Source organism: Paraburkholderia aromaticivorans, from assembly GCF_012689525.1.
In the GTDB taxonomy this organism is placed as follows: domain Bacteria; phylum Pseudomonadota; class Gammaproteobacteria; order Burkholderiales; family Burkholderiaceae; genus Paraburkholderia; species Paraburkholderia aromaticivorans_A.
In genome coordinates this window covers 803511-825556 of sequence record NZ_CP051514.1, presented here as the reverse complement: position 1 = coordinate 825556, position 22046 = coordinate 803511, and the positions used below count along the sequence as shown (strand labels likewise).

The 22046-nt window shown below is 58.7% G+C and carries 15 protein-coding genes and 5 pseudogenes; 15 read left to right on the top strand and 5 right to left on the bottom strand.

Annotated elements, in window-relative coordinates:
* Positions 1-17 precede the first annotated feature (17 nt).
* The 11 genes from HF916_RS03860 (at position 18) to HF916_RS03810 (ending at position 12348) form a co-directional block, all read left to right on the top strand.
* On the top strand, positions 18-806 hold the full coding sequence (locus HF916_RS03860; protein WP_168787871.1) for an enoyl-CoA hydratase/isomerase family protein: 789 nt from the start codon (positions 18-20) through the stop codon (positions 804-806).
* Positions 807-828: 22 nt separating this feature from the next.
* A complete protein-coding gene (locus HF916_RS03855) occupies positions 829-2217 on the top strand; it encodes an acetate--CoA ligase family protein (protein WP_168787870.1) in 1389 nt (462 codons plus the stop codon).
* 37 nt (positions 2218-2254) lie between these two features.
* Positions 2255-3478 carry a CoA transferase gene (locus HF916_RS03850; protein WP_168787869.1) on the top strand — a complete coding sequence of 408 codons (1224 nt, stop codon included), beginning with the start codon at positions 2255-2257 and terminating at the stop codon, positions 3476-3478.
* 32 nt (positions 3479-3510) lie between these two features.
* Positions 3511-5163, top strand: coding sequence for an acyl-CoA dehydrogenase family protein (locus HF916_RS03845; protein WP_206001775.1), 1653 nt, complete (start codon positions 3511-3513; stop codon positions 5161-5163).
* Positions 5164-5296: 133 nt separating this feature from the next.
* On the top strand, positions 5297-6046 hold the full coding sequence (locus HF916_RS03840) for an SDR family NAD(P)-dependent oxidoreductase (RefSeq protein WP_168787868.1): 750 nt from the start codon (positions 5297-5299) through the stop codon (positions 6044-6046).
* A 344-nt stretch (positions 6047-6390) separates the two neighbouring features.
* On the top strand, positions 6391-7689 hold the full coding sequence (locus HF916_RS03835; protein ID WP_168787867.1) for an MFS transporter: 1299 nt from the start codon (positions 6391-6393) through the stop codon (positions 7687-7689).
* Between the two features lie 202 nt (positions 7690-7891).
* Entirely contained in the window at positions 7892-8671 is a 780-nt protein-coding gene (locus tag HF916_RS03830; RefSeq protein ID WP_168787866.1) for an SDR family NAD(P)-dependent oxidoreductase, read from the top strand.
* 314 nt (positions 8672-8985) lie between these two features.
* Complete coding sequence (locus HF916_RS03825) at positions 8986-9579, top strand: DUF2889 domain-containing protein (protein WP_168787865.1); 594 nt, start codon at positions 8986-8988, stop codon at positions 9577-9579.
* A 777-nt stretch (positions 9580-10356) separates the two neighbouring features.
* A complete protein-coding gene (locus HF916_RS03820) occupies positions 10357-11115 on the top strand; it encodes an SDR family oxidoreductase (RefSeq protein ID WP_168787864.1) in 759 nt (252 codons plus the stop codon).
* 287 nt (positions 11116-11402) lie between these two features.
* Complete coding sequence (locus HF916_RS03815; protein WP_168787863.1) at positions 11403-11885, top strand: hypothetical protein; 483 nt, start codon at positions 11403-11405, stop codon at positions 11883-11885.
* Positions 11851-12348 carry a radical SAM protein gene (locus HF916_RS03810; RefSeq protein ID WP_168787862.1) on the top strand — a complete coding sequence of 166 codons (498 nt, stop codon included), beginning with the start codon at positions 11851-11853 and terminating at the stop codon, positions 12346-12348. The genes HF916_RS03815 and HF916_RS03810 overlap by 35 nt, the downstream gene beginning before the upstream one ends.
* Before the next feature lie 8 nt (positions 12349-12356).
* Here the strand turns inward: HF916_RS03810 and HF916_RS03805 are convergent.
* Positions 12357-13274, bottom strand: a pseudogene (locus HF916_RS03805) (IS630 family transposase); the annotation flags it as partial.
* 68 nt (positions 13275-13342) lie between these two features.
* Here HF916_RS03805 and HF916_RS03800 point away from each other — a divergent pair.
* Positions 13343-13552 (top strand): annotated as a pseudogene (locus HF916_RS03800) (transposase); the annotation flags it as partial.
* A 707-nt stretch (positions 13553-14259) separates the two neighbouring features.
* Here the strand turns inward: HF916_RS03800 and HF916_RS50335 are convergent.
* A pseudogene (locus tag HF916_RS50335) lies at positions 14260-14547 on the bottom strand (transposase); the annotation flags it as partial.
* A gap of 280 nt (positions 14548-14827) precedes the next feature.
* On the opposite strand from HF916_RS50335, the gene HF916_RS03790 reads away from it, so the two are divergent.
* Positions 14828-16297: an MFS transporter gene (locus tag HF916_RS03790; RefSeq protein ID WP_240975344.1), complete on the top strand. Its 1470-nt coding sequence runs from the start codon at positions 14828-14830 to the stop codon at positions 16295-16297.
* Between the two features lie 48 nt (positions 16298-16345).
* On the opposite strand, the pseudogene HF916_RS50330 reads toward HF916_RS03790, so the two are convergent.
* A pseudogene (locus tag HF916_RS50330) lies at positions 16346-16670 on the bottom strand (transposase); the annotation flags it as partial.
* 124 nt (positions 16671-16794) lie between these two features.
* Between HF916_RS50330 and HF916_RS03785 the strand changes: the two are divergent.
* Both HF916_RS03785 and HF916_RS50325 read left to right on the top strand, forming a co-directional pair.
* The gene (locus HF916_RS03785; protein ID WP_168787860.1) at positions 16795-18030 is read left to right on the top strand and encodes a porin; all 1236 of its coding nucleotides are present in this window, start codon (positions 16795-16797) and stop codon (positions 18028-18030) included.
* Between the two features lie 99 nt (positions 18031-18129).
* Positions 18130-19137: pseudogene (locus tag HF916_RS50325) on the top strand (IS3 family transposase); the annotation flags it as partial.
* Between the two features lie 627 nt (positions 19138-19764).
* Here HF916_RS50325 and HF916_RS50320 read toward each other — a convergent pair.
* Complete coding sequence (locus tag HF916_RS50320; protein WP_240975342.1) at positions 19765-19938, bottom strand: hypothetical protein; 174 nt, start codon at positions 19936-19938, stop codon at positions 19765-19767.
* A 64-nt stretch (positions 19939-20002) separates the two neighbouring features.
* Complete coding sequence (locus HF916_RS03770; RefSeq protein ID WP_168787858.1) at positions 20003-21265, bottom strand: MFS transporter; 1263 nt, start codon at positions 21263-21265, stop codon at positions 20003-20005.
* Positions 21266-22046: the final 781 nt, after the last annotated feature.

Below are 22046 nucleotides of genomic sequence, written 5' to 3'. Positions count from 1 at the left end.
AATTGGAGACATATCCCATGTTGGAACGATACAAGCAATTCCCGATGCGCTTTGAGCAGCACGAAGACGGTGTGCTCGAGATGGTGTTCGACGGGCCGAATCTCAATGCAGTGGATGCCCGCGTGCATGCCGAATTGCCGAAAGTATGGCAGGTCATCGACGCCGATCCAGATACCCGCGTAGTCCTGGTGCGCGGTGAGGGGCGTGCTTTTTCGGCAGGCGGAAGCTTTGATCTGATCGACGATCAGATCGAGAGCTACGCGGTGCGGATGCGCGTGTACCGTGAAACACGCGATCTCGTGACCAACCTGATCAATTGCAGCAAGCCGATTGTGTCGGCTATCCACGGGCCGGCGGTCGGAGCAGGTCTGATCGTCGCGATGATGGCCGATATCTCGATCGCGGCGCGTACTGCCAAGATTGTCGATGGACATACCCGGCTCGGCGTGGCTGCTGGCGATCACGCGTCGATGGTGTGGCCGTTGCTGTGTGGCATGGCGAAAGCCAAGTATTACCTCTTGACGTGCGAGCACATGTCCGGTGAAGAGGCAGAGCGCATCAATCTCGTTTCCAAATGCGTCGATGACGACAAATTGCTCGAAACCGCTCGGGATGTCGCCCATCGTCTTGCGCATGGCGCGCAGGAAGCCATCGCGCTGACCAAGTACTCGCTGAATAGCTGGTATCGGCAACAGATGCCGCTGTTCGATGCATCGCTCGCGCTTGAATTCCTCGGCTTTGGTGGTCCAGAGGTCAAGGAGGGTGTTCTGTCGCATCGTGAGCGCCGCCCGCCGAAGTTTGTTTGAGCGAAACCGGAGAACAGATACCGTGTCCATCACGCTTGAAGAAGCCATTTTTCGCCCGCGAGGCATTGCGATCATCGGGGCCTCGAACGATCCGGCCAAGTTGTCCGGCCGCCCACTCGATTATTTGTTGCGTTTGGGATTTGCCGGCACGATAGTGCCCGTGAATCCCAAACGTGCGGAGGTGCAGGGCGTACGGAGTTACGCCTCGCTAGCCGATGCACCGGGACCGGTGGACCTGGCGATTGTTGTCGTGCCGTCGCATTCCGTTGCACAGGCTTTGCGCGACAGCGCGGCTGCTGGGGTGTCAGCGGCCATCATCTTTGCATCGGGCTTTGCAGAGATGGGGGGCGACGGCACGGCGCTACAGGCGGAGATCAAGGAGATCTGCCGTAGTACCGGGCTGCGGGTGATTGGGCCGAACTGTCTGGGCACGTTTGCGTTGCCTAGCCGAACCTTCGCGACCTTTTCCTCCGCGTTCGACGAGCAGATGGACATGCCCGACGATCCCATCGCGCTTGCGAGCCAGAGCGGCGCAGTCGGCACGTTCATGTTCGCCTCAATGGTCGCAGCTGGCGTCGGTGTGCGCTACTACGCCAATACCGGTAACGAGGCTGACGTGTGCGTCGCGGAGTTGCTCGGCCGCTTCGCCCACGCAGATGATGTCTCCATTCTGATGGGCTATCTCGAAGATGCAACACGGCTGCCGATGCTGGCTGAAGCGGCTGACGCCGCGCGCCAGCGTGGCAAGCCGTTGCTGCTGCTGAAGTCAGGGGCGACCGCGGAAGGTGCGCGTGCCGTGGGCCTCCATACCGGCTCGCAACCAGGCTCGGATGCCGAGTTCAACGCGCTGGTCGAGCGGTATGGCGCGATTCGCGTTGAAAGCATGGAAGCGGCCACGGATGCTGCCATGTTGTTTCGCCAGGGCCGCCGGGCTGCGGGCCATCGGATTGCGATCATCACCTCCAGCGGCGGGGCATCAGCGCTGACGACCGACGCGGCAGTGCTGGGCGGACTCTCGGTCAACGCGTTGTCGCCTTCAGTCCAGGACGTCATTCGCCCGATGTTGCCGGCATACGGCTCGGTTGCGAACCCAGTCGATCTCACGGGTGCACTTCTCACCGATCCGTCGCTGATCCGCCGCGTGCTGGATCAGGTCGTGGTCGACAACGAAGTCGACATGATTCTGGTGGTGCTCGGCAACGCAGATCGAGGCGGCGAAGCGCTCGTCGAGGGTATCGCGGCTGCGTGCGAAACCACGCATAAGCCGTTTGCCGTCGCCTGGTCAGGGAGCACAGGGCGCCCGCGCCAATGGCTACAGCAGCGGCGCATTCCGACCTATGCCGAGCCTGTTCGTGCCGTGCGGGCACTCAAGCGTCTTGCTGATTTCAGTCTTAATTCACGGAAAGCGTAAGACAAACGCCTGCATTGTGATTGGGGAGTCTTGATCCATGTATCAGTTGCTTCATGGCATGCGCGTTGTCGAATGCGCGTCTTTTATCGCTGCACCTTCCTGCGCGCTGCATTTGCAGCAGATGGGTGCGGAGGTCATTCGCATTGATCCGATTGGGGGGGGGCCGGATTATCGGCGCTGGCCCGTATCGGAGGGCGGAAGCAGTTTCTACTGGGAAGGCCTCAACAAGGGCAAGAAATCGATAGCGATCGACCTGTCGAGCGCTCAGGGGCGCGAGCTGGCCACTCAGATCATTACCAGTCCCGGTCAAGACAGCGGACTGTTCGTGACCAATTTTCCACAGGGTGGCTTTCTTGCGCACGATGTACTGCGCAAACGGCGAGCTGATCTGATTTCAGCGCGGGTGATGGGGTGGAACGACGGTGAGTCCGCAGTCGACTACACGGTCAATGCGGCAGTCGGCGTTCCTCTCATGACCGGCGAGCCCGTGAACGGTGACAAGCCGGTGAATCACGTCCTGCCGGCGTGGGATCTGATGACGGGTGCGTATGCCGCCTTTGCGTTGCTGGCTGCCGAACGTCATCGACGTGATACAGGTGAAGGACAGGAAGTCCTGCTGCCGCTGTCGGATGTCGCGCTGACCTCGCTTGGCCACATGGGTCAGATCGCCGAGGTGCTGACTCAGGGGGATCGTCCCCGGATGGGCAATGCACTTTTCGGGGCTTTTGGCCGTGATTTTATGACCGTCGACGGGCATCGCATCATGGTCGTGGCGATCACCGCGCGGCAGTGGTCCGGGTTGGTCAAGGTGCTGGAACTGAAGTCGGCGGTCGCGCAACTCGAATCTGCGCTCCAGGTGTCCTTTGCACGTGACGAGGGAACGCGCTTTCGTCATCGCGAGGTGCTCTTCCCGCTATTCGAGCGTGCAATTGCCCTGCGATCAGTGGACGATCTCAAGGTGGGTTTTTCAGCGAACGGCGTGTGCTGGTCACCTTACCGCACCTTGCAATCCGCGTTGACAGACGAGCCTCGCTTCTCGACAACAGGGCCGCTATTTCAGACGCTTGACCACCCCAGCGGTCACCGATATCCCGCGCCGGGGTCGGCTGCCACCTTCCAGGGTATGCAGCGGCAACCCATTGTTCGCGCTCCGCACCTGGGCGAACACACCGACCAGGTGTTAATGGAAGTTCTTTCGCTGAGCTCTTCGCAAGTCGGGGAGTTACATGACGCAGGTGTTGTCGCAGGCGTTTCCGAATAGATCGTACCCAATTTAAGACGGAATCCATCATCGTGTCCCAATCCGAAAACCTCCTGAAACATTTTGGCGGCGTTGTGCCTGCCGTCCGGTCCTATGCCGAAGCGGTTCGTCACGCGGTCGAGGTGCTGTGCTGTGTCGATGGTCGCGCGGACGCGACATTGCTGGACCGCCATCAACGGGCAGTGCATGGTCTGGCCTGGGTGGCGACCACTGTTGAGGCGATCGCGCGGTCTGTCGAGTGGGGGCAGCGTCTCTTCAATGAAGGACGATTGGGCGAAGTGGAGGAGCGGGTCCTGCTCGTGGGCCTCTCAGAATATCTCGCACAACTGGCGTCGGGCATTCCCATGACCCAGAACGAGATATTCCGTCCGCGAGAACTGAAGCTCGAAAAGCCAGCGCTCGACCTGGCGACGCATGGGGATGTGCAATGGGTCATCGCGACGGGCTCAGCGCCTGAAAACCGTCAAGCGCTCATCGAGCTCTATCGAAACGGCAGCGTGGTGTCGGAAACCGTGTTCGACGAGGACCTTGATCTGATACGCGACCAGTTCCGCCGTTTCGCGGCAAAGGAGATCACCCCCTACGCGCAAAGCTGGCATCTCGCAGATGAGTTGATTCCAGATGCGGTGGTGGCCAAGCTGGCAGAACTTGGTACGTTCGGCGTGTGTATTCCTGCCGAATTCGGTGGACTGGGACTCGGCAAGCACGCCATGTGCATTGTGACGGAGGAATTGAGCCGCGCCTGGATCGCGGCGGGTTCGCTCGGTACGCGTTCGGAAATCGCCGGTGAACTGATAGCAAGCGCGGGTACGCCCGAGCAGAAGGCGCATTGGCTCCCGAAGATTTCGTCTGGCGAAGTGCTGCCGACGGCTGTTTTCACGGAACCCGATACGGGTTCGGATCTGGCCTCGCTCCGTACACGCGCGACGCAACTGCCGGGCGGCGGTTGGCAGATTGATGGAAATAAGACCTGGATCACTCATGCAGCGCGAAGTGATTTGATGACCGTGCTGGCGCGATCCGAACCTGACGTGAGCGGCTACGCGGGGCTGTCGATGTTCCTCGCCCCAAAGCTTCGCGGATCCGGCCAGGACCCGTTCCCGACTCAGGGCATGAGCGGCGGCGAAATCCCGGTGCTGGGCTATCGCGGAATGAAGGAATACGAAATCGCCTTCGATCGCTTCGAGGTAAAAGGCGAAGCGGTACTGGGCGGCAATCGGGGTCAAGGTTTCCGGCAATTGATGAAAACCTTTGAAGGTGCCCGGATTCAGACCGCAGCACGTGCAGTCGGCGTCGCGTGGCGTGGGTTCGAGCTGGCCTGGCGGTATGCGGGCGACAGAAAGCAGTTTGGCCGACCGATTGTCGAATTCCCGCGGGTGTCCGACAAACTGGCCATGATGCTTGCCGAGACTGTCATGGCGCGCGAGTTGACATACTTTGCTGCGACCGAGAAAGAGAAGGGGCATCGGTGTGATATCGAGGCCGGCATGGCCAAGTTGCTGGCGGCGCGCGTTGCCTGGAGCAATGCGGATACCGGCCTGCAAATCCACGGCGGTAATGGCTACGCGCTTGAGTTCGAAATTAGTCGCGTGCTGTGTGACGCGCGCATTTTGAGTATCTTCGAAGGCGCAGCAGAAATTCAGGCACAGGTGATCGGCCGGGGGTTAATCTCCCGCCGGGATTAACGGCCGAAGAATGATCCGAAGCGGGCATGCTGTTGCATCAGTGGCGTGCTATGCAAAATTGGCGGTTTGATGTGGAGGCGCGCGACTGTTCGATGCAGCGCTGTCCTCCATCTGATAAGAAAGGAATTGCGAAATGAATCTGGATCTCGAAAACAAGGTGGCGATCGTGACGGGTTCCGCGCGCGGCCTCGGTGCTGCCACGGCGCGTCGTTTGGCAGAGGAAGGCGCGAAAGTCGTCATCACGGACATCTCGCGCGATCGTGCCGAGGACACGGCCGCGGCACTGCGTGCGGACGGGTTCTCCGCCCACTGCGTGATCGGTGACATCACCAAACCGGACGATGTTCAGCGACTGGTCGACGAGACCGTGGCGACGTTCGGAACCGTGCATATCCTGGTTAATAATGCGGGTTCGCCTCGAGATAAGTACCTGGTCAAGATGACCGAGGACGACTGGGACTTCGTGATAAACGTCATGCTCAAAGGGGCTTTTCTCGTATCGAAAGCGGTGATGCCGCATATGATCGAGCAGGGTTGGGGCCGTGTCGTCAACATTAGCTCCCGAGCGCATTTCGGCAATCCGACACAGGCGAATTACTCGGCCGCCAAGGCCGGGCTGATCGGCATGGCAAAATCTCTGGCCATCGAAGAGGGACGATACGGCATTACTGTCAATTGCGTCGCCCCGGGCTTCATGGAAACGGAGATGATTCAGGCGCTGGATACGTATGAGATGATTAAGGAGCGCGCGGTAAAGATGCAATCCGTGAAACGGGCGGGACGCCCAGAAGATGTGGCCGATGCGGTCGCCTTTCTGGCAAGCGAGCGCGCCAGTTTTATTACGGGGGAAGTGCTGCACGTAACGGGCGGCCGTTTTGGCTAATCCTCTGATCCTGTCGTCGGTATAACAGACGTCGGATCAGCAGCAGTATGCGATGTACTGCATTCATTCCAATTTATAAAATTGATCGCAGATGCTCCGGGAGAGGGCGCTGGTCCGGTGTCGCAGCGTTATTCACACAGATATCCCAGCTGCGGGGCACACGGTTCGCACCGCGTGGTATGCGGTAGCGTGCGTGCGCGACGGCTATGTTTAATAAGCCATCAGGCAGATACGCCCCCGGCACGCGCTCACTTTCGGTTCCTGAAGATCCCTTCTTCGGCGCAGTGAAAGGGGATTGTTCAGTTTAAAAAAGCAGTCCATAAAAATTCTCGATTGGAGGTGACATGAGTACGCAGGCGTTGGAGGCACACCCGACTATCAGCAAACGGAGAAAGGCAGTCGTTGCAAGTGTCCTGGGCAATGCGCTTGAGAACTACGATTTCGTGTGCTATGCCTATTTCGCAGTGCTGTTTGCCCACAACTTCTTCCCGGCAGAACATTCGGCCGCCACGTCACTCGTTGGAACCTTTGCGATTTTTGGCGTCGGGTTGATCGCTCGACCACTGGGCGCACTATTTTTTGGGCGGCTGGGTGATGTGAAAGGTCGCAAGCTCGCGCTCATGATCGCCATGCCGATGATGGGTCTCGGCACATTGATGATGGGGCTGTTACCCACCTATGCTCAAATTGGAATAACGGCTCCGATTCTGCTGGTGGTGTTTCGTTTGATACAGGGGTTTTCTCAAGGTGGGGAATGCGGTAATGCGATCTCTTTTCTGATCGAGTGGGCGCCGCCCAAAAGGCGCGCCCTGTATAGCTGTCTGCAACAGGCCAGTGCGGTTGGTGGAACGCTATTCGGCTCGATTCTGGCGGCTGGTCTGTCGACGTTGATGGATCATGCGTCGCTCGAAGCCTGGGGGTGGCGAATTCCTTTTCTCATTGGCGGTCTGGTGATCACACCTATCAGCTATTATCTCCGCTCGCACGTGGATGAGTCCCCCATCTTCGAAACTGCTCGCCCGGCGAGTGAGGCCGAATCGAGCCCCTCCGCGCCGGAATCCGTCGTGCTTCTTTGCGTAAGAACGCTCGGTATCACCACGGTATGGGTCGTGGCCTTCTACATTTTTCTCAGCTACCTCCCTTCCTTTCTGACTGTGCATGGGCATATTTCGTCGGCGGGGGCGTTATGGGTTAACACGGCCGGCCTGCTTGCCATGTTGATCAGCATTGTGACAATGGCGGTGATTTCGGACAGGATTGGTCGTAAGCCACTGCTGGCTGCCGGGGCAACGTTCTTCCTGCTGTTTGCGTATCCGATGTTCCAGATGCTCGTCAACCTGTCGTCGATTGTCCCGATCTTCACTGCAATTGTCCTTTGCGGCATTGTGATCGGCCTGTTCGCCGGAGTCTGCCCCGCTGCGATGGCCGAGATTTTTCCAACCCGCATGCGCTCAACAGGCGTGTCTATTGGGTTTAATCTATCGACGGCTATCTTCGGTGGATTTGCCCCGTTGATCTCGGAATTCCTTATCAAATTCACGGGCTCCCAGCAGTCACCGAGCTATTACGTCATATTTGCCGCCGCAATTTCGTTGGTGGCAATCGCATCAATGAAGGAGACGGCGCACAAGCCGCTATCCTAGACATTTAGCTATCTTTGGAAACATCGCAGGGCTGGACCATCGCAATAACCAGGCGATCCAGCCCCAGCATGAGTTTTTGGAGATTTCAGGATAATGTCGTCGCGGCATGATTGAGATTAATTCGGATAGGCATTGATTCAAATCTATTCGTGGTGGATGCCGTCAAGCGAGGACGGCTGCGCCACGCGACCTAGGAGATGAAATGAACGGCACAGATCCCTGGAATCTCCAAGCCGCCATTGTGCCGGTGACAGGCGCGGCCTCGGGCATCGGCCTGGCACTGTGCAAGCGTCTGCGCGCCGTCGGCGCCACGCCGCTCGTGTTGGACGTTGACGCTGGAAGACTCGCGGGCGCGCTGCACGAAATATATTCAGAGTTCGAAGATCAACAGGCGTTGCGATATGGGTACGTCGTCGACGTGCGCGACTCCGTGGCAATCGATGCCTGTTTCGACGCCATTCTGACCGACCACGGCGTCGTGACGCATGCAGTGGCCAATGCCGGAATGAGCCATGGCTCTCACGTGACCGAGACCACTGACGATCAGTGGCACCGCGTGATGGACGTGAACCTGAATGGGGTGTTCTACTTCTGCCGTGCGGCGGCACGACAGATGGCCGAGGCAAAGCAGGGCGCGATCGTTGCAATGGGGTCGATCGCGGGACTGCGCGCGAAGGAAGGGCGGGCCGCGTACGCGGCGTCAAAAGGGGCGGTGATCAATCTGACACGAGCGTTGGCGCTGGACCTGGGTCCGCTCGGCGTGCGCGTCAACGCAGTAGCGCCTGGTATCATCCAGACACCGATGCAGGACCAGTCGTCTGCCACGTCGCTAGAGAACAGCAAGCGGCGAACCGCGTTGGGCCGCCTTGGCACGCCCGATGAGGTCAGCAGTCTCGTGCTATTCCTGCTATCGGATCTGGCGAGTTACGTGACCGGTGAAACCGTTGTCGTCGACGGTGGGTTGACGGCACGTTACAACTGAGTGCTTAGGATCGGTTTGGCGAAAAGCTGTCGCGTTGCGAAAGGTTCCTATGAAGCCCCGGCGTTCCGATGAGCACCCGCGGACAGCCGCCGTTTCATGACGGGTCCAAAGCTTGAAGTGACTGCCTCACCATGTCGTAGCCGGGTCGGTCCACTACGTCGTCAGGATCACGCCGAATCAGGGGAGGCAGTATACCGTCGCACAGATGGCAGGGTCACGGCCAACGAGATATCGAAGTCACCCCGGCATTTTTGCAATCCCTTGCAATCACACTGCATGCGCGAACTAATATCCACCTGTGATTAGGACAAGACATGGAAGACCTGTTCGATAAGACTACGTCGCTTTCGTCAACAAAGAACGTCACACGCGAAGCATTGCATGATCGGCAAATCAGCATGCGTGGCTTTCGTCGCAGCGATGGGCTATATGAAGTCGAGGGGAGTGTGACCGATCGGAAGCCTCGAGCGTTTACCGCGCCGGGCGGAGGCCGCACGGTAGCCGCGCACGAACCGATTCACGAGATGGGGGTGCGACTGGTTTTCGACGACTCGATGGTCGTGCGCGCTGTCAATACGTTTATGAGCGCTACGCCGTACGGTACCTGTAGTGGCGGTGCAGATGCATTGGAGTCGCTCATAGGCTTGCGCATAGGTGCGGGGTGGAATAGCGAAGTGCGTCGCCGGCTAGGCGGCGGCCGCAGTTGTACGCACCTGCTAGAGCTATTGAGCCCCCTGGCGACGGCTGCCCTTCAAAGTATGGGTGAGTTGCGTATGAATGCACCCGACCCCGTCGACGCCAACGGGCGTCCCATGAAAATCGACAGTTGCTATGCCTATGCGGCTGACGGGGAGGTCGTTGCGCTACGCTGGCCGCAATTTCAAAGGAATCATGGATCCAGCACTTGAACGCTTGCGGCCGTTTGCGCGCGACTCGTAGAGTCGCCCCGATCCCGTCAAGATCATGTTCGAGCGGAGTATTTCGGTCATCACTTTTGCGGACCACGGGTGTTTCAATTGGTTTTGGCGTTGCAACGGCGGTCTTCGGCGGTTTTGCTTCGTTGATCTCGGAGACACTCATCAAGACTACCGGATCGGAGATTGCGCCGAGTTATTACTTGATTTTCACCGCCATTGTTGCGCTTGTCGCCCCTGTATCATTGCCAGAGACGGCGCATCGTCCGCTGAAATGAATCCGTCGTTTCGCAGATCCCGGAACATGGACGCAAGGTTACGACTGACTGAACGCTCAGGCCAGCGTCATTCGGGAAATACAACCGTGCGCCATGTATGCTCGAGCGCCCGATTTTCTCGACGACACTGACGCATTCAGGCGTCGGTAGCCAATTTGCGCGAGAGGCGCCCGCGATCGAGTTGGTGCCTCTGAAGCGAAGGCGTGCTCACCATCTCGCGTCATCTGGCGTGGACCTGACGCAGCAACTCGCCGCTAATCGCTGTGAACCACGGTCACGATGTACCGCGCGCCGTCAGGAAAATGCTTGCATAGGCGTTCATCGCCATGAGCGCACTCCTGATCGCGGCGCGGCTAATGTTCGCGTGACGTCGAAAGCTCCAGTCCGGGCGTCGATCCACGGCATCGGCGGAACCGGACGCGTCGGGCGAGGAGGGCGGCGTGACCGGTGTGTAAATTCTCTTCAACGACCACGAGACATTAGAGGAAATCGTATGGACCTTGGAATTCACGGTAAACGGGCAGTCGTCATTGGCGGTAGTTCCGGTCTCGGCAAGGCAGCGGCGGAGGCGCTCGCGAAAGAAGGGGTCGATCTGGTTCTGTTCGCCCGCAGTCAGGAGCGGCTTGCGCGTACGCAGCAGGAACTGCGCGCGAAGTGCGGCGTCCAGATCGACACCGTGATCGGCGATATCACGCAAGCCGGAGACGTGAACGCACTTGCCGACATGCTTGCCGCTGGCCGCGGACTGGATATCCTGATTCTGAACACGCCGCGCCCGCCAAGCCCGATGCGGGAATTTCTTGACGAGACCGACGACGAGCGATGGGCCCAGGCCTATCAGGATCAACTGCACGGCGCACTGCTCGTGCTGCGACGCCTTACGCCGCTCCTCGTGCAAAAAGGCTGGGGGCGGGTCGTTGCAATCACATCGGCCAGCGTCAAGAGCCCGATGCCAAGGCACGCGATTTCGACGATCTTTCGCGCGGGCGTTCAGGCCGCGCTTAAACACCTGGCGAATGAAGTCGCGAGCCGAGGCGTAACGGTGAATTCCGCCGCGCCCGCGACGATTGCGACCCCGACATTCGGACAGTTCCATAACGTCGAGGCGCGTGTGCAGGCCGTGCCTGTCAAACGCGCTGGAAGACCCGAGGAGCTGGGCGCGCTTGTCGCCTTCCTCGCGTCGGACCTTGCCGGCTTTATCACCGGTCAGGTCGTGCAACTGGATGGCGGGCAGACGCCTTCACTGGTGTGAAACATATTAGGCGCTGTGACCGCGCTCGACCAGCCTTTGCCGAGCCTTGGCCGCCGAGAACAGGTTGTGCCACACCGTTTTCTTGGCTCGGAAACCTGATCCAAGCCCAATGTGACGCCACGGCATCGTATTCTGGGTAACGAATGAGAGGGCGCGGATGCACCCGGCTGAATCGTGTTGTACGCCGTCGCTGCGGACGGATTGACTGTGCATCTGGTGCGCCTGTTTGTTGCGGGTCAGCAATGAACAAGGACAGGTCAATAGAATGACATGCAGCACGGCTCGCCATGATTGCTGCGGCAGGCGAACTGGCCGTCCCGTTCACCACCGCCATTCCGATCGGGATCGGGGAGACACGTCTCGAACGCATCCAGTCGCTGCTCGACATCCAGTCGGTCAATCGAGCAGTCGACGGTATGGACACGTTGCAGGAAGTCATTGTCCAGAATTTCCCCGTGAAACCGGGCACACGCATGGAAGGATACTTGGAGCCTGATTTCGACGATCTGTCGTGGATAACGGCAGTCGCGCGCTTGACACTGGATCCGGCGATTTCCCTCCAGGTCCCGCCGAATCTCAGTGACAAGTGTTACCCGAGCCTGCTCGACGCTGGCATTAACATTAACGACCGGGGGTGGCATCTCGCCGGTGACCTCGGATTTCGTCAATCCGGAGACACCGTGGGACGCCATTGGGGCGTTGAACGCAGCGACACAATCGGCCGGGTGACACTTCGTGGAACGGCGGGCGATATACGCGGCGGATGCTAGTCACAGTCGCGCGGCCAGTCTGCGCGGCGCGCCCTACGATCTCGACCGCGCCGAAATCGCCCGCCGCGTCGCCGAGGCCAGGGATCGCGGCGCGACCGAAGTGTGCATGCAGGGCGGCATCCGTCCTGCCTATTCGGGCGAAACCTACGCGGCGCTTTGCCAAATCGTACAAGCCGCGCAGCCACGCATGTATGTCCATGCATTTTCGCCGCTCCAGATCCTGCACGGTGCCCGCTCGTCCGGGCTCGATCTGCCGACGTACTTTGCGCGCTTGCAAAAAGCCGGGCTCAATACGCTGCCTTGCACTGCCGCTGACATTCTGGATGACGAGGTACGCGAGCAGGTCTGCCCTGACAAATTCAACACCGACGAGTGGCTCGAAATGATGGAAAGCGCACACAGGGCCGGCTTGCGAAGTAGCGCGACTACCATGTTCGGACACGTCGATCGACCTGTCCAGTGAATTACTGCCCTTGTCAGAGGGCGTCGTGCAACGCCGGTGCGCTTGACGTGGCCCCACGCCAACTCATCCGGATTGAGGTCCGGCGCGTAACCGGGCAGGAAGTGCAGAGTCAATTTGCCTTGCGTGCGGGCGAAATATTCCTTGACGATGGCTTTCTTATGCGCAGGCAATCCGTCAACGAGCAGATGAACCGCCTTGCGGCGATTGAACGATTGAACATTAGCTTCCTGAGCAGCGTCACGGACAACTCACCGCTGAGCCCACCTTCGTACGTTGCAAAACGAGAAGGCACCCTTCGAGTTGACGGCCGACGCCGCGCGTATACTTTGCCGCTCGCCCGGACGCTCGGCAAGGGGTGTTTCACCGCACGGCGCCCAGGTCCTGCCGTGCACCGAGTCAGCGCGGAAGCCCGATTCGTCCTAGAAGGAGATGTCGGCGTTTCCTTGCGGGCCTGTCTGGCAATGGCTGGATACGTGTCGTGCTGCCAGCGCTCGCTTGCTTCCGGGTTGCGCTGGTAAGTGCGCTGCAATGGCTTTTGCGGCGTCAGGTTCAACCGCGCCAGCATTGTGCCGATCGACGCCAGGCTCAGTGTGATACCAAACTCCCGCTGCACCAGTTCCCGAACCAGGTTGCGCGTCCACAGTCCAAAGTCAAACCCATACTGCATCGGATTCCTGCCATTGATCCAGCGCAGTACCTGCTGCTCCTGGGCACGCGTGAGCTTGCGCGGACGCCCCCGTGCCTTTGCTCGAACGCAGCGCCCGAACACCACACCCCGACCGCGCGCCTGGGCCTGGATTTTGTATGCCCACGAGCGATGCATGCCAAACGATGCCGCAACATCATCCGGATGCTCGCCCCCAGCCATGCGTTGAACCGCAAGGATGAAGCGTGTTGTGAGCCAGGCTCCGACCGTCCCGTTTCATGAGCGCCCCTGTCAATCACATTCGCGAAAACCTAGATCACTTGTCCGCAAAATTACTGACTTATGAGTAAGTATCAGTTGCCCTATCGCATGAGCTACAAGTGGTTCTGCGGTCTGAGCAACGCGACCCATTTCCCTGACTGGACGACGGTGTGGACTTTCCAGAACCGGCTCGGCGCAGCGGGAGCGAAGGCGCTGTTCGATGGCGTATTGGTGCAGTTGCTCACGAAGGGCTTCATCGCCCGTGGTGGGCAGATCATCGACGCCACGCTGGTCCCCGGAGGCTTGAATCTTGTCGCGGCAATTACGTCTTGGACAGGTTCAAGCCGAAAGAACCTGCGTCATCATGGGACTCCCCATTTGCGTCGGGCATGGAGGCGGAAGCGCGCGCGGGTATACACCGTTTCGCGCAATCCTCGGAATGCATTATATTTTGTCTAGTGACGCCGGCGGACAGAAGCGCGTGCGGTGGAAGACTGGCGTCTTGAAGGGCGAACATCAAGACGGTGCACGGCGAGAGGCGATATGAAATGGCAGTCGAACTCTGGGCTGGGCATATATACCTCAGAAAATGGGATATATTTTGCATTATATGGAGGCGCGTTCGTGCGGGGGTTGCGACCAGCCGCCGAAGGCGCTTCACCTGCCCACGGCGCGGCAGCCATGCCGTCGTTCATCGATTAAGGCTTGCAATCAAGGAGGAGGCTCCGTTGATGGCCAGCTCAGTGCGCGGAACCTTGCTTGGCTCTTGGGGATGTTTTTTTGTCAACTCATATCGCGCCGCGGAGCTTTACTTGCGCGCTTCCGACGTTGAAATCCCACTGTCCGAAGCCATTCAACATGTGCGTGCCTCAGACGCGAATAACCCTCTCATCGATTGATGGTCCCCCTTTGTGCGAAAACGCTCGGCATGGTGACGGTTTTTACGTCTTTCCCAGTTACCTTCCTTCGGTCCTTATCGGTCATGCGGGAATTTTATCGTCGGATCAAGCCAGTGAGAGCAACGCCAAATGGGTATCAAGACTCCGTTCGAACCGGATACGCAGCTTGCCGAAGCCGACCAGCCACGCATGGGTACGCTCAACAACCCAGCGATGACGACCAAGCCTTTCGCTGCTTTCAATGCCGCCCCGGGCGAAACGGGCTGTGATTCCTCATTCCTTGAGCGCCTCCCAGAATCGCGGGTAGTGGTAGCCCTTGTCGGCACGAACCTTGTCCGACCGCTTCCATGCTCGGCCACGTTTGCCTGCAACTGGCGCTATGACATCAACCATGAAATGCCTATGAGCAACACGAACAAATGCCGTCCAACGCAGCACGGTCATCGACGCGCGGTCGGCTCGCCTTTGGGCGAGCGGCGCTGTTCTGCCCAGCAACGGTTCGAGCGTTTCCCACAACGCTTCGCCGATTCGTCTTCCTGTCATCCGCCTTGAAACGTTCGCGCTCCGATTTCGGATGACACAGTTTTGTTATGGGCTATAAATCTTGGCTGCTGTCGAAGCTACTCGAAAACTACAAGTCCCCGCTTTTGAAATCGATCCAATAGGAGGATACGTGAATCGCGAAACATGCACAACGACGCCCGAAGAGGCGTTCGATCCGAAGGGCGCACCAATCCCGTGGCAGGATTCGATCGGGTCAATCGATAGCTCCCGATCTTGGTACGTTCTCGCCATCTTGTCACTTTCGTACGCCTTGGCGTTCATTGATCGCCAGCTGCTCAATCTGATCCTCGATCCTATTAAGCACACTCTCTCCGTATCAGATACGGAATTGAGCCTTATCCAAGGCGCGGCATTCGTATTGGCCTATCTAGTAACGGCACCACTCTTTGGTCGTCTAGTCGACGTAACGAATCGGCGAAATGTTCTGCTGTTTGGCATCTGCGCGTGGAGTATCTTTACAGCCTTTTGCGGAAGGGCGGACACCTATGTAGAGCTTTTTATAGCTCGCGTCGGCGTCGGCGCGAGCGAGGCCTGCGTTTTTCCGGTCGGGTGTTCGCTCATAGGCGATTATTTCTCCGAGCGGCGCACGCCACGTGCGATAAGCATCTTCATGGCCAGTCAGTGGGTCGGTGCGGGCTTCTCACTCGTAGCCGGCGGTCTTGTGATCGCATTTGCGAATGATATGCGCCTGCACTTTCCTTTATTTGAGAAACTCGCGGGGTGGCAAATGGCGTTTGTGCTCGTCGGATTGCCAGGTCTTTTGCTAGCCGTCGCGGTGCTACTGACGGTTCGTGAACCGACGCGCAAGGTTATGCTCAAGGCCGCAGCCGACGATCGACAATTCACGATTCGAGAAGCGTCAGCGTTTCTGTGGGCGAATCGCGGATTTTATGCGCGAATCTATATCGGCGTGGGAATGCTCGCGATGGTTGTGCTGGGGATGCCTGCCTGGGCGCCATCGTTCCTCATCCGATTCCATGGAGTCGCCCCTTCACTGGTCGGCTACAGACTGGGTATCCTCGCAGTGGTTTTTGGTTCGACCGGCGTTCTACTGGGTCCGACCGTTGCCCGGCTGCTGGAACGCAGAGGCCATACGGACGCTCAGCTTCGTGCAGCAGCTTTTTCTATGATCGGCACATTTTTCTTCTGTGCGGCCATTCCGCTTGCGCCAAGTCCCGTTACTGCCCTCGTCGCGATCGCTGGTGCAATCTTTTCGTTTAGTTTGCCTATCGGCATCATGGCCGCCGCAACGCAGCTCTGTACCCCAAGTCGGTTGCGCGGCAGCGTCGCATCGCTGTACACCTTCTTTTCACAGCTGATCGGGTTCGGAATCGGTCCTACCGCAATCGCACTGGTCACCGACAAGGTTTTCGGGAATCCGAGGATGGTCGGATATTCGCTGGGAATAGTGTGCTGCGTCGCGTCGGCGTTAGCGTCGTGGCTCATTTTCGCAGCGTTACCTCATTACCGAAGAATGCTCCAAGAGGAACGTTATGGCGGGCCGGGGCAGACCGGGACGGAGATTAGTTGCGATACGAGGGCAACAGGGTCGTCGAGTAACTTTTTGGGACGGTTATAAATATTCTTTTGGCCAGACCGACACGACGCAGCGCATTTTCTGCGACGTTGCTGTGTATGCCTTGCAAAGGCGCGGTCGGGTGGTCCGTGCAAATCCGACCTTCGTCTCGCAGGTCGACTGCAGCGTTTGCCCATCGACAATGACCGCGCTGGGCCGGCCTCTGCGATCCTGCGCGACTATGATCAAACGAAGATCGCTTGAACTCATGCGGGAACAAATGCCATGGCGCACCCGCGCACACGATCCAGCGCAACGCGCTGAATCAGTTCGCATCGGCGCTGCGGTGGGTCTTCGGTCATCTAGGTCAGATAAGGAGCGGAAAAGTCCACTCTTCATCCGATACATCCGTCGGGTATGGTTTGCGTTCGGTCATCCCACTAGGTTTCCAGGTTCGGACGAAAGTGCCTAACACGCTCTAACGTACGGAACCAGTGTCTTCTCGCATATAGTTTATTTCATATTATTAGAACTCCTTTCAAATTAGGACGATTGAAAGCATGAAAAAAACGATCTTCGCCGCCGCAACTTTAGCGGTTGCAACCAGCGGCGCGTCCGCGCAGAGCAGTGTGACCCTTTACGGTATCGTCACGGGCGACATTGCCGTGGTCAACAACGCGCAGTCCTCGGCCACCGGCAACGGCGGGCGGCCAACTGGCGGCAGGCAGGTTGCAATATTGGATAGCGGCTCTTCCGGCGTGACCTCCAGCCGCTGGGGCATGACGGGCAACGAAGACCTCGGGGGCGGCCTGAGCGCGATTTTCCAGATCGAAAGCGGCTTCAACGTGAACAATGGCGCAGCGACACAGGGCGGTGACATCTTCGGTCGCTACGCGTTTGTCGGCCTCAACGACCCCCGCTTCGGCACACTCACCCTCGGCCGCCAGTTAGATGCACAGATCACGTTCGTTTCTCCGCTCACGTATGAATGGTTCGGCGGCAATCTCACCACGCATCCGGCCGATTACGACAACATCAACGGTACGTGGCGCGCCAACAATTCAATCAAGTACGTATCTAGGAAGTACAACGGCTTTCAGTTCGGCGGACTTTATAGCCTGGGCGGCGTGGCTGGCGACGTCACGCAGAACCAGCTCTGGTCGGTGGGCGCGAGCTATACGGGCGGCGCCTTCGCGATCGCGGCGTCGATCTTCAATGCGCGCGATCCGAACGTGTCGCTGCGCGGGGTGAATGGCGGCGCGAGCGCGTCAGCGAATAACTTCGGCTCGGCGGGGTCGGCCACCACGCCGGAATCGAACCCGTCGATCGCGGGATTCGCTTCGGCGACGTCCCAGCAAACTGCCGCCGTCGCCGTGACGTATACAGTCGGCTCGGCGATTCTCGGCGTGGCCTATACGAACACGCAGTACCGCGACTTCAACGCGGGCGCCGGTTCGACGCTTAATCGACTGAGCTACAGCGGCTCGACGAACCTCAGCACGTTCAGCGCGAGCGTGCGCTATCAGGCCACGCCAGCGCTGCGCTTTGGCGCCGGTATCGATTACACGGCGGGCGGCAATGTCAACGACTCGGGCGGCGCAAAATACACGCAGTTCAACCTCGCGTCAGGGTATTCGTTGTCCAAGCGAACCGATCTGTACGTGACCGCGGCCTTCCAGCACGCGAGCGGCGTCGATTCGCTCGGCCATCGCGCCGTTGCGCAGCTCGGTTATCTCACGCCTTCGTCGACCGACAGGCAACTGGCTTTATCGGCGGGCATTCAGCACAAGTTCTAGAGGCTATGACGCGCTCCGACCGGACAGCAGGGGGATGACCATGCCTCGATTTCGCGCACGACAGAAGTATTGGTAATTTCCTGTTTGTACGGAGGGTTGCAGCACGAGGCGGCGCGCAGGCTTTGTGTGCCGGTGGCAAGGTCGGGCAACTGGAGTCGGCGTAGCCGCAGTTCCGGTCACATTAGCGAGGCGGGCGCCCGTGAAGCGGGCACCGCCCGAACAACGCGCCCGATCAGCGAACTTGAAGCGGAGAACAGCCAGCTGCGCAAGCAACTCGCCAGTGCGAAGCTCGATTTCGAAATTCGTCAAAAAGCGACGGCGTACTTCGCGACGGGACGCATGGATCGACGAGCACCGCGACCAGTACAGCGTCACCCGACTAAGCCAGATTCTTGGTGTTTCGCGCAGCGGGTATTGCCAGTGGCGCACCCGCCCTCCAAGCCGGCGCGCCGTGGCCAACGCTGAACTGGTTGAACAGGTGGCGGCCATTCACCGGGACAGCCTGGGGGTTACGAACGCCCGCGTCTCATCCGGCTGTTGCGGGCACAGGGCAGCGAGTCAGAGCGTAACGCGTGCGGCGCAGCTTGCGGCGACGTGGGCTCCGTGCGGTCTACAAACGCCCATATCGGGTAACGACGGACTCAGATCATCATCTGCCGGTAGCGCCCAATCTGCTGGGGGCGCCGCTGCGAAGGGTGGCTGCGAATCGCACTTGAGTCAGCGACATCACGTTCATTGCCACCAATGAAGGATGCTTTTTGCTGGCTGCAGCACTGGACCTCGCCAGCCGGCGTATCGTCGGCTGGTCGATGTCGGAACGCATGCCGGCCGGGCTGGTCTGCCAAGCCCTGCGCAGCGCGTATTGGTATCGCAGACCGCCACCTGGACCGATCATACATTCGGGCAGGAGCAGTCAGTACGCCAGGCGGGCATACCCGGCTTTAGCATCCGACCTTGGCTCGAAGGCCTCGATGGGCCGGCGGGCGAACGGCTATGATAACGCTCAATGCAAAGCTTCTTCAAAACGCTCAAAGTTGAACGGCTTTACCTGATGCGATACGAAACCCGTGCAAGGTGCGCCTGGACATCGTTGACTGGATTGAAGGCTTGCGTTGCCTCGCTGATACCGTGATGGATGCTCGCATGTCCGGGACGATCACAGTGGGCATACTGGCGGCACCCGCAAGCACACGCCGTCGATGAAGTGCTCGACGTTCGGGGCTTTGATAGTCCCGCTATGCGCGGCGTGGATCAGCGTGTTCTCGCCTAAGTCCAGCGCGCCGATCACGCTCCGACGGCAATGATGATTCGGTTCGACTTGATGGGGCAAGCCTCGCGGTGACCAGCTACGCCGAACCGGCCGCGATCCATGAAAGGCCGCCTCATCAAGAGGCAGCGACCCCACACGGCACCCGCGCGCGCGGCGTGCTGGAGCTTCTCGAGCGCGGCATTTCACGGCGAACGCTTCTTCATTACGCTTTTTTTGAGCGCGAAGCGGTTGCGTTTGAACGAAAAGCCGTTGCGCTTGAGTGCTTTACCCAGCGTTTCGACCTTGCAGGGCAAAGGTTCGTTGAGCGCGGCTTCTGCCGCTGGGCGATGCGCCCCAAGGTCAGGGTTCGGCGCCTTCAACCTCAACCTCGGCGATCTGGCTTTCAGTCAGCAGCGCATGCCGGCCGCCGTTATGTGCGCCCATCAAGCCACATATCCCCGCTCGCGCCATGCGTGCGACCAGTTCTAGACGCTCTGGCCACTCACGGCCAGTTGAGCCGCGATGGCACGTGGCTTGAGGCCACGTCCGAGCATCAGCAGGCCTGCCGCGCGTGTTCGCGCATCCCGATGAGGGTGATTGATCGACATCTGCTGCAACGTCAACTCCTCGACTGCCTTGACCACAACGACACACTTCATCCACGACCCCGGAAGCGACCAAAACGCCAGGTTAGCCTGAGTCAAACGGTTTTACCAGGAGCACTTACTTGAGAGGCTGATGCGCTGTCTCTTTTAACGACAGAATGATAGGGAGTGAGATAAGTGCAGAAAAGATTACGTAATAGCTCGGCGAGAGATGAGATCCGGTAAATTTGATCAATGCCTCCGAAATCAAAGATCCGAATCCACCGAAAACTGCTGTGGCGAGGCCAAATGCAAGAGATACGCTGCCGGAGCGCAGACGTGTCGGGAACATTTCCGCCATTGTTGCCGGGAATACGCCCGCAAAGACGCCGACCAGAGCACCGACAACGATTAACGAAATCACCATCAGCGGGGCAGATGCGCCGCTTAAGAAGAAGGTGAACAGTGGATATGGCAATACGATGAATGCAAGGGCCACAGCAATCAGCAGCGGCTTGCGCCCGATGACATCCGAGATCGCCGCCGACAGTACGATAGATGTCGCCATGGTGAGTAACCCAGCGGTATTGACCCAGAGGGCGACGCTACTCGGAATCTGCGCGTGAGTTGACAGGAAGGCTGGCAGGTAAGAGAGAAACACGTAGTACGACGCGATCCACACCATCGTCATTCCGATAGCCCGGAAACAAGCCAGCCATACGGAGATGGTGCTGGTCGAGCGTTGCTTCTGTTTGACCGGGGCGATATGTTGATGCGCGAGGAAGGCGGGAGTCTCGTCAATTTTTGCACGCAGATAGAACGCCACAGGCGCAATCACCGCGCCGCCAACGAGAAACAGGATTCTCCATCCGAAACTTTCGAGCGCATCATGACTCATGGTTGTTGACAGCATGGCAGCAACGGCCGAACCAAACACCGTACCAAACACACCGCTAGCCTGCTGAAGGCATGCATAGAGTGCGCGCCGCTTCGGCGGAGCCCATTCAATCAGGAAAGTGATGGCGTTGCCAGCCTCGCCACCGGCGGAAAAGCCTTGCAATAGTCGGCAAATGACAAGGCATATTGGTGCGGCAATACCGACTTGCTCGTAGGTCGGCATAAGGCCAATGAGCAACGTACCCAAACCCATCATTGGCATGGCTAACATCAGCGCGGCCTTGCGGCCGTGTACATCCCCAAGACGTCCAAAGAACACTGCGCCGAGTGGTCTGGCGATCAGACCAACTCCAAAGACCGCAAATGTGCTGATCAATGCTGTCGAGCGATCCTGTGTGGGGAAGAATTGGTGAGCGATGATGGTTGCGAAATATGCGTAGCTCGCGAAGTCAATCCATTCAAGCGCATTCCCTAGCACCGTGAAGAAGATTGCCTTTTTGTTCATGCTCGTCGCGCTATCTACGCTCGTGAGGTGTGTCGACATCAGGTGTCCGTATCGTTTCGGTGAATCGAAGTACTGGAGTCCGTGTATCGGCGGAGGCTTACGTTCAAATTTCGCGTTCTCCGTGTCAGCGGACGACCTGCCGGCGCGTCTCCAGTCAAGCATCGCCTGGGGGCATCATATAGCCGGCTCGGGGCTAAGTATGGTGTAGCGGAATAATAATGCATAATGCGTAAAGTATAACTGAAGCTCGCGCCACTTTGCCTTACCGTTGATGAAAATAATGCATACAGTTCGGGGCTTTGGTGGAGATGTTGATCCCTTTTCGGCGTTCAGGCTAGTGGGGCGCCGACTCACGTGCTCAAAAGAGGCGCTTGTGGGGGGGTGATTTCAGAAAAACAGGTTGACACGCGTAGGGATATAATGCATGATGCATTATATGATTTGGCCGATGATTCGAACGTGCATGGAGTTGAGGGTCAATGTGCGGGAGCTTGCGGTGGATATCGACGCGATTATCGAGAGTATCGAGCTGCACAACATTGAGGAGTTGCAGTACTCGTACCCGTGCACTTGTCGGCTATAGAAGAGTAACGGCTATAGGACCCGTCGCGACTTTTGGAAGAAATCCTGGATCTAACTCTTGATCCTGGGCGAATCATCATTGTCGGCTCGACCGATGGTGCCCGGACACCAGACTATGCATATTCGGGTTCCAAGGCTGCCCTCGATCACCTGACGCGCCATCGTGCGTCGCGGCACATCACCGCCAACATCATAGCGC

Bases quoted from the DNA above. Each gene is read 5' to 3' on its own strand.
- HF916_RS03860 (WP_168787871.1), top strand. From the start codon at position 18: ATGTTGGAACGATACAAGCAATTCCCGATGCGCTTTGAGCAGCACGAA.
- HF916_RS03850 (WP_168787869.1), top strand. From the start codon at position 2,255: ATGTATCAGTTGCTTCATGGCATGCGCGTTGTCGAATGCGCGTCTTTT.
- HF916_RS03840 (WP_168787868.1), top strand. From the start codon at position 5,297: ATGAATCTGGATCTCGAAAACAAGGTGGCGATCGTGACGGGTTCCGCG.
- HF916_RS03835 (WP_168787867.1), top strand. From the start codon at position 6,391: ATGAGTACGCAGGCGTTGGAGGCACACCCGACTATCAGCAAACGGAGA.
- HF916_RS03830 (WP_168787866.1), top strand. From the start codon at position 7,892: ATGAACGGCACAGATCCCTGGAATCTCCAAGCCGCCATTGTGCCGGTG.
- HF916_RS03825 (WP_168787865.1), top strand. From the start codon at position 8,986: ATGGAAGACCTGTTCGATAAGACTACGTCGCTTTCGTCAACAAAGAAC.
- HF916_RS03820 (WP_168787864.1), top strand. From the start codon at position 10,357: ATGGACCTTGGAATTCACGGTAAACGGGCAGTCGTCATTGGCGGTAGT.
- HF916_RS03815 (WP_168787863.1), top strand. From the start codon at position 11,403: ATGATTGCTGCGGCAGGCGAACTGGCCGTCCCGTTCACCACCGCCATT.
- HF916_RS03785 (WP_168787860.1), top strand. From the start codon at position 16,795: ATGAAAAAAACGATCTTCGCCGCCGCAACTTTAGCGGTTGCAACCAGC.
- HF916_RS50320 (WP_240975342.1), bottom strand. From the start codon at position 19,938: ATGAAGTGTGTCGTTGTGGTCAAGGCAGTCGAGGAGTTGACGTTGCAG.
- HF916_RS03770 (WP_168787858.1), bottom strand. From the start codon at position 21,265: ATGAACAAAAAGGCAATCTTCTTCACGGTGCTAGGGAATGCGCTTGAA.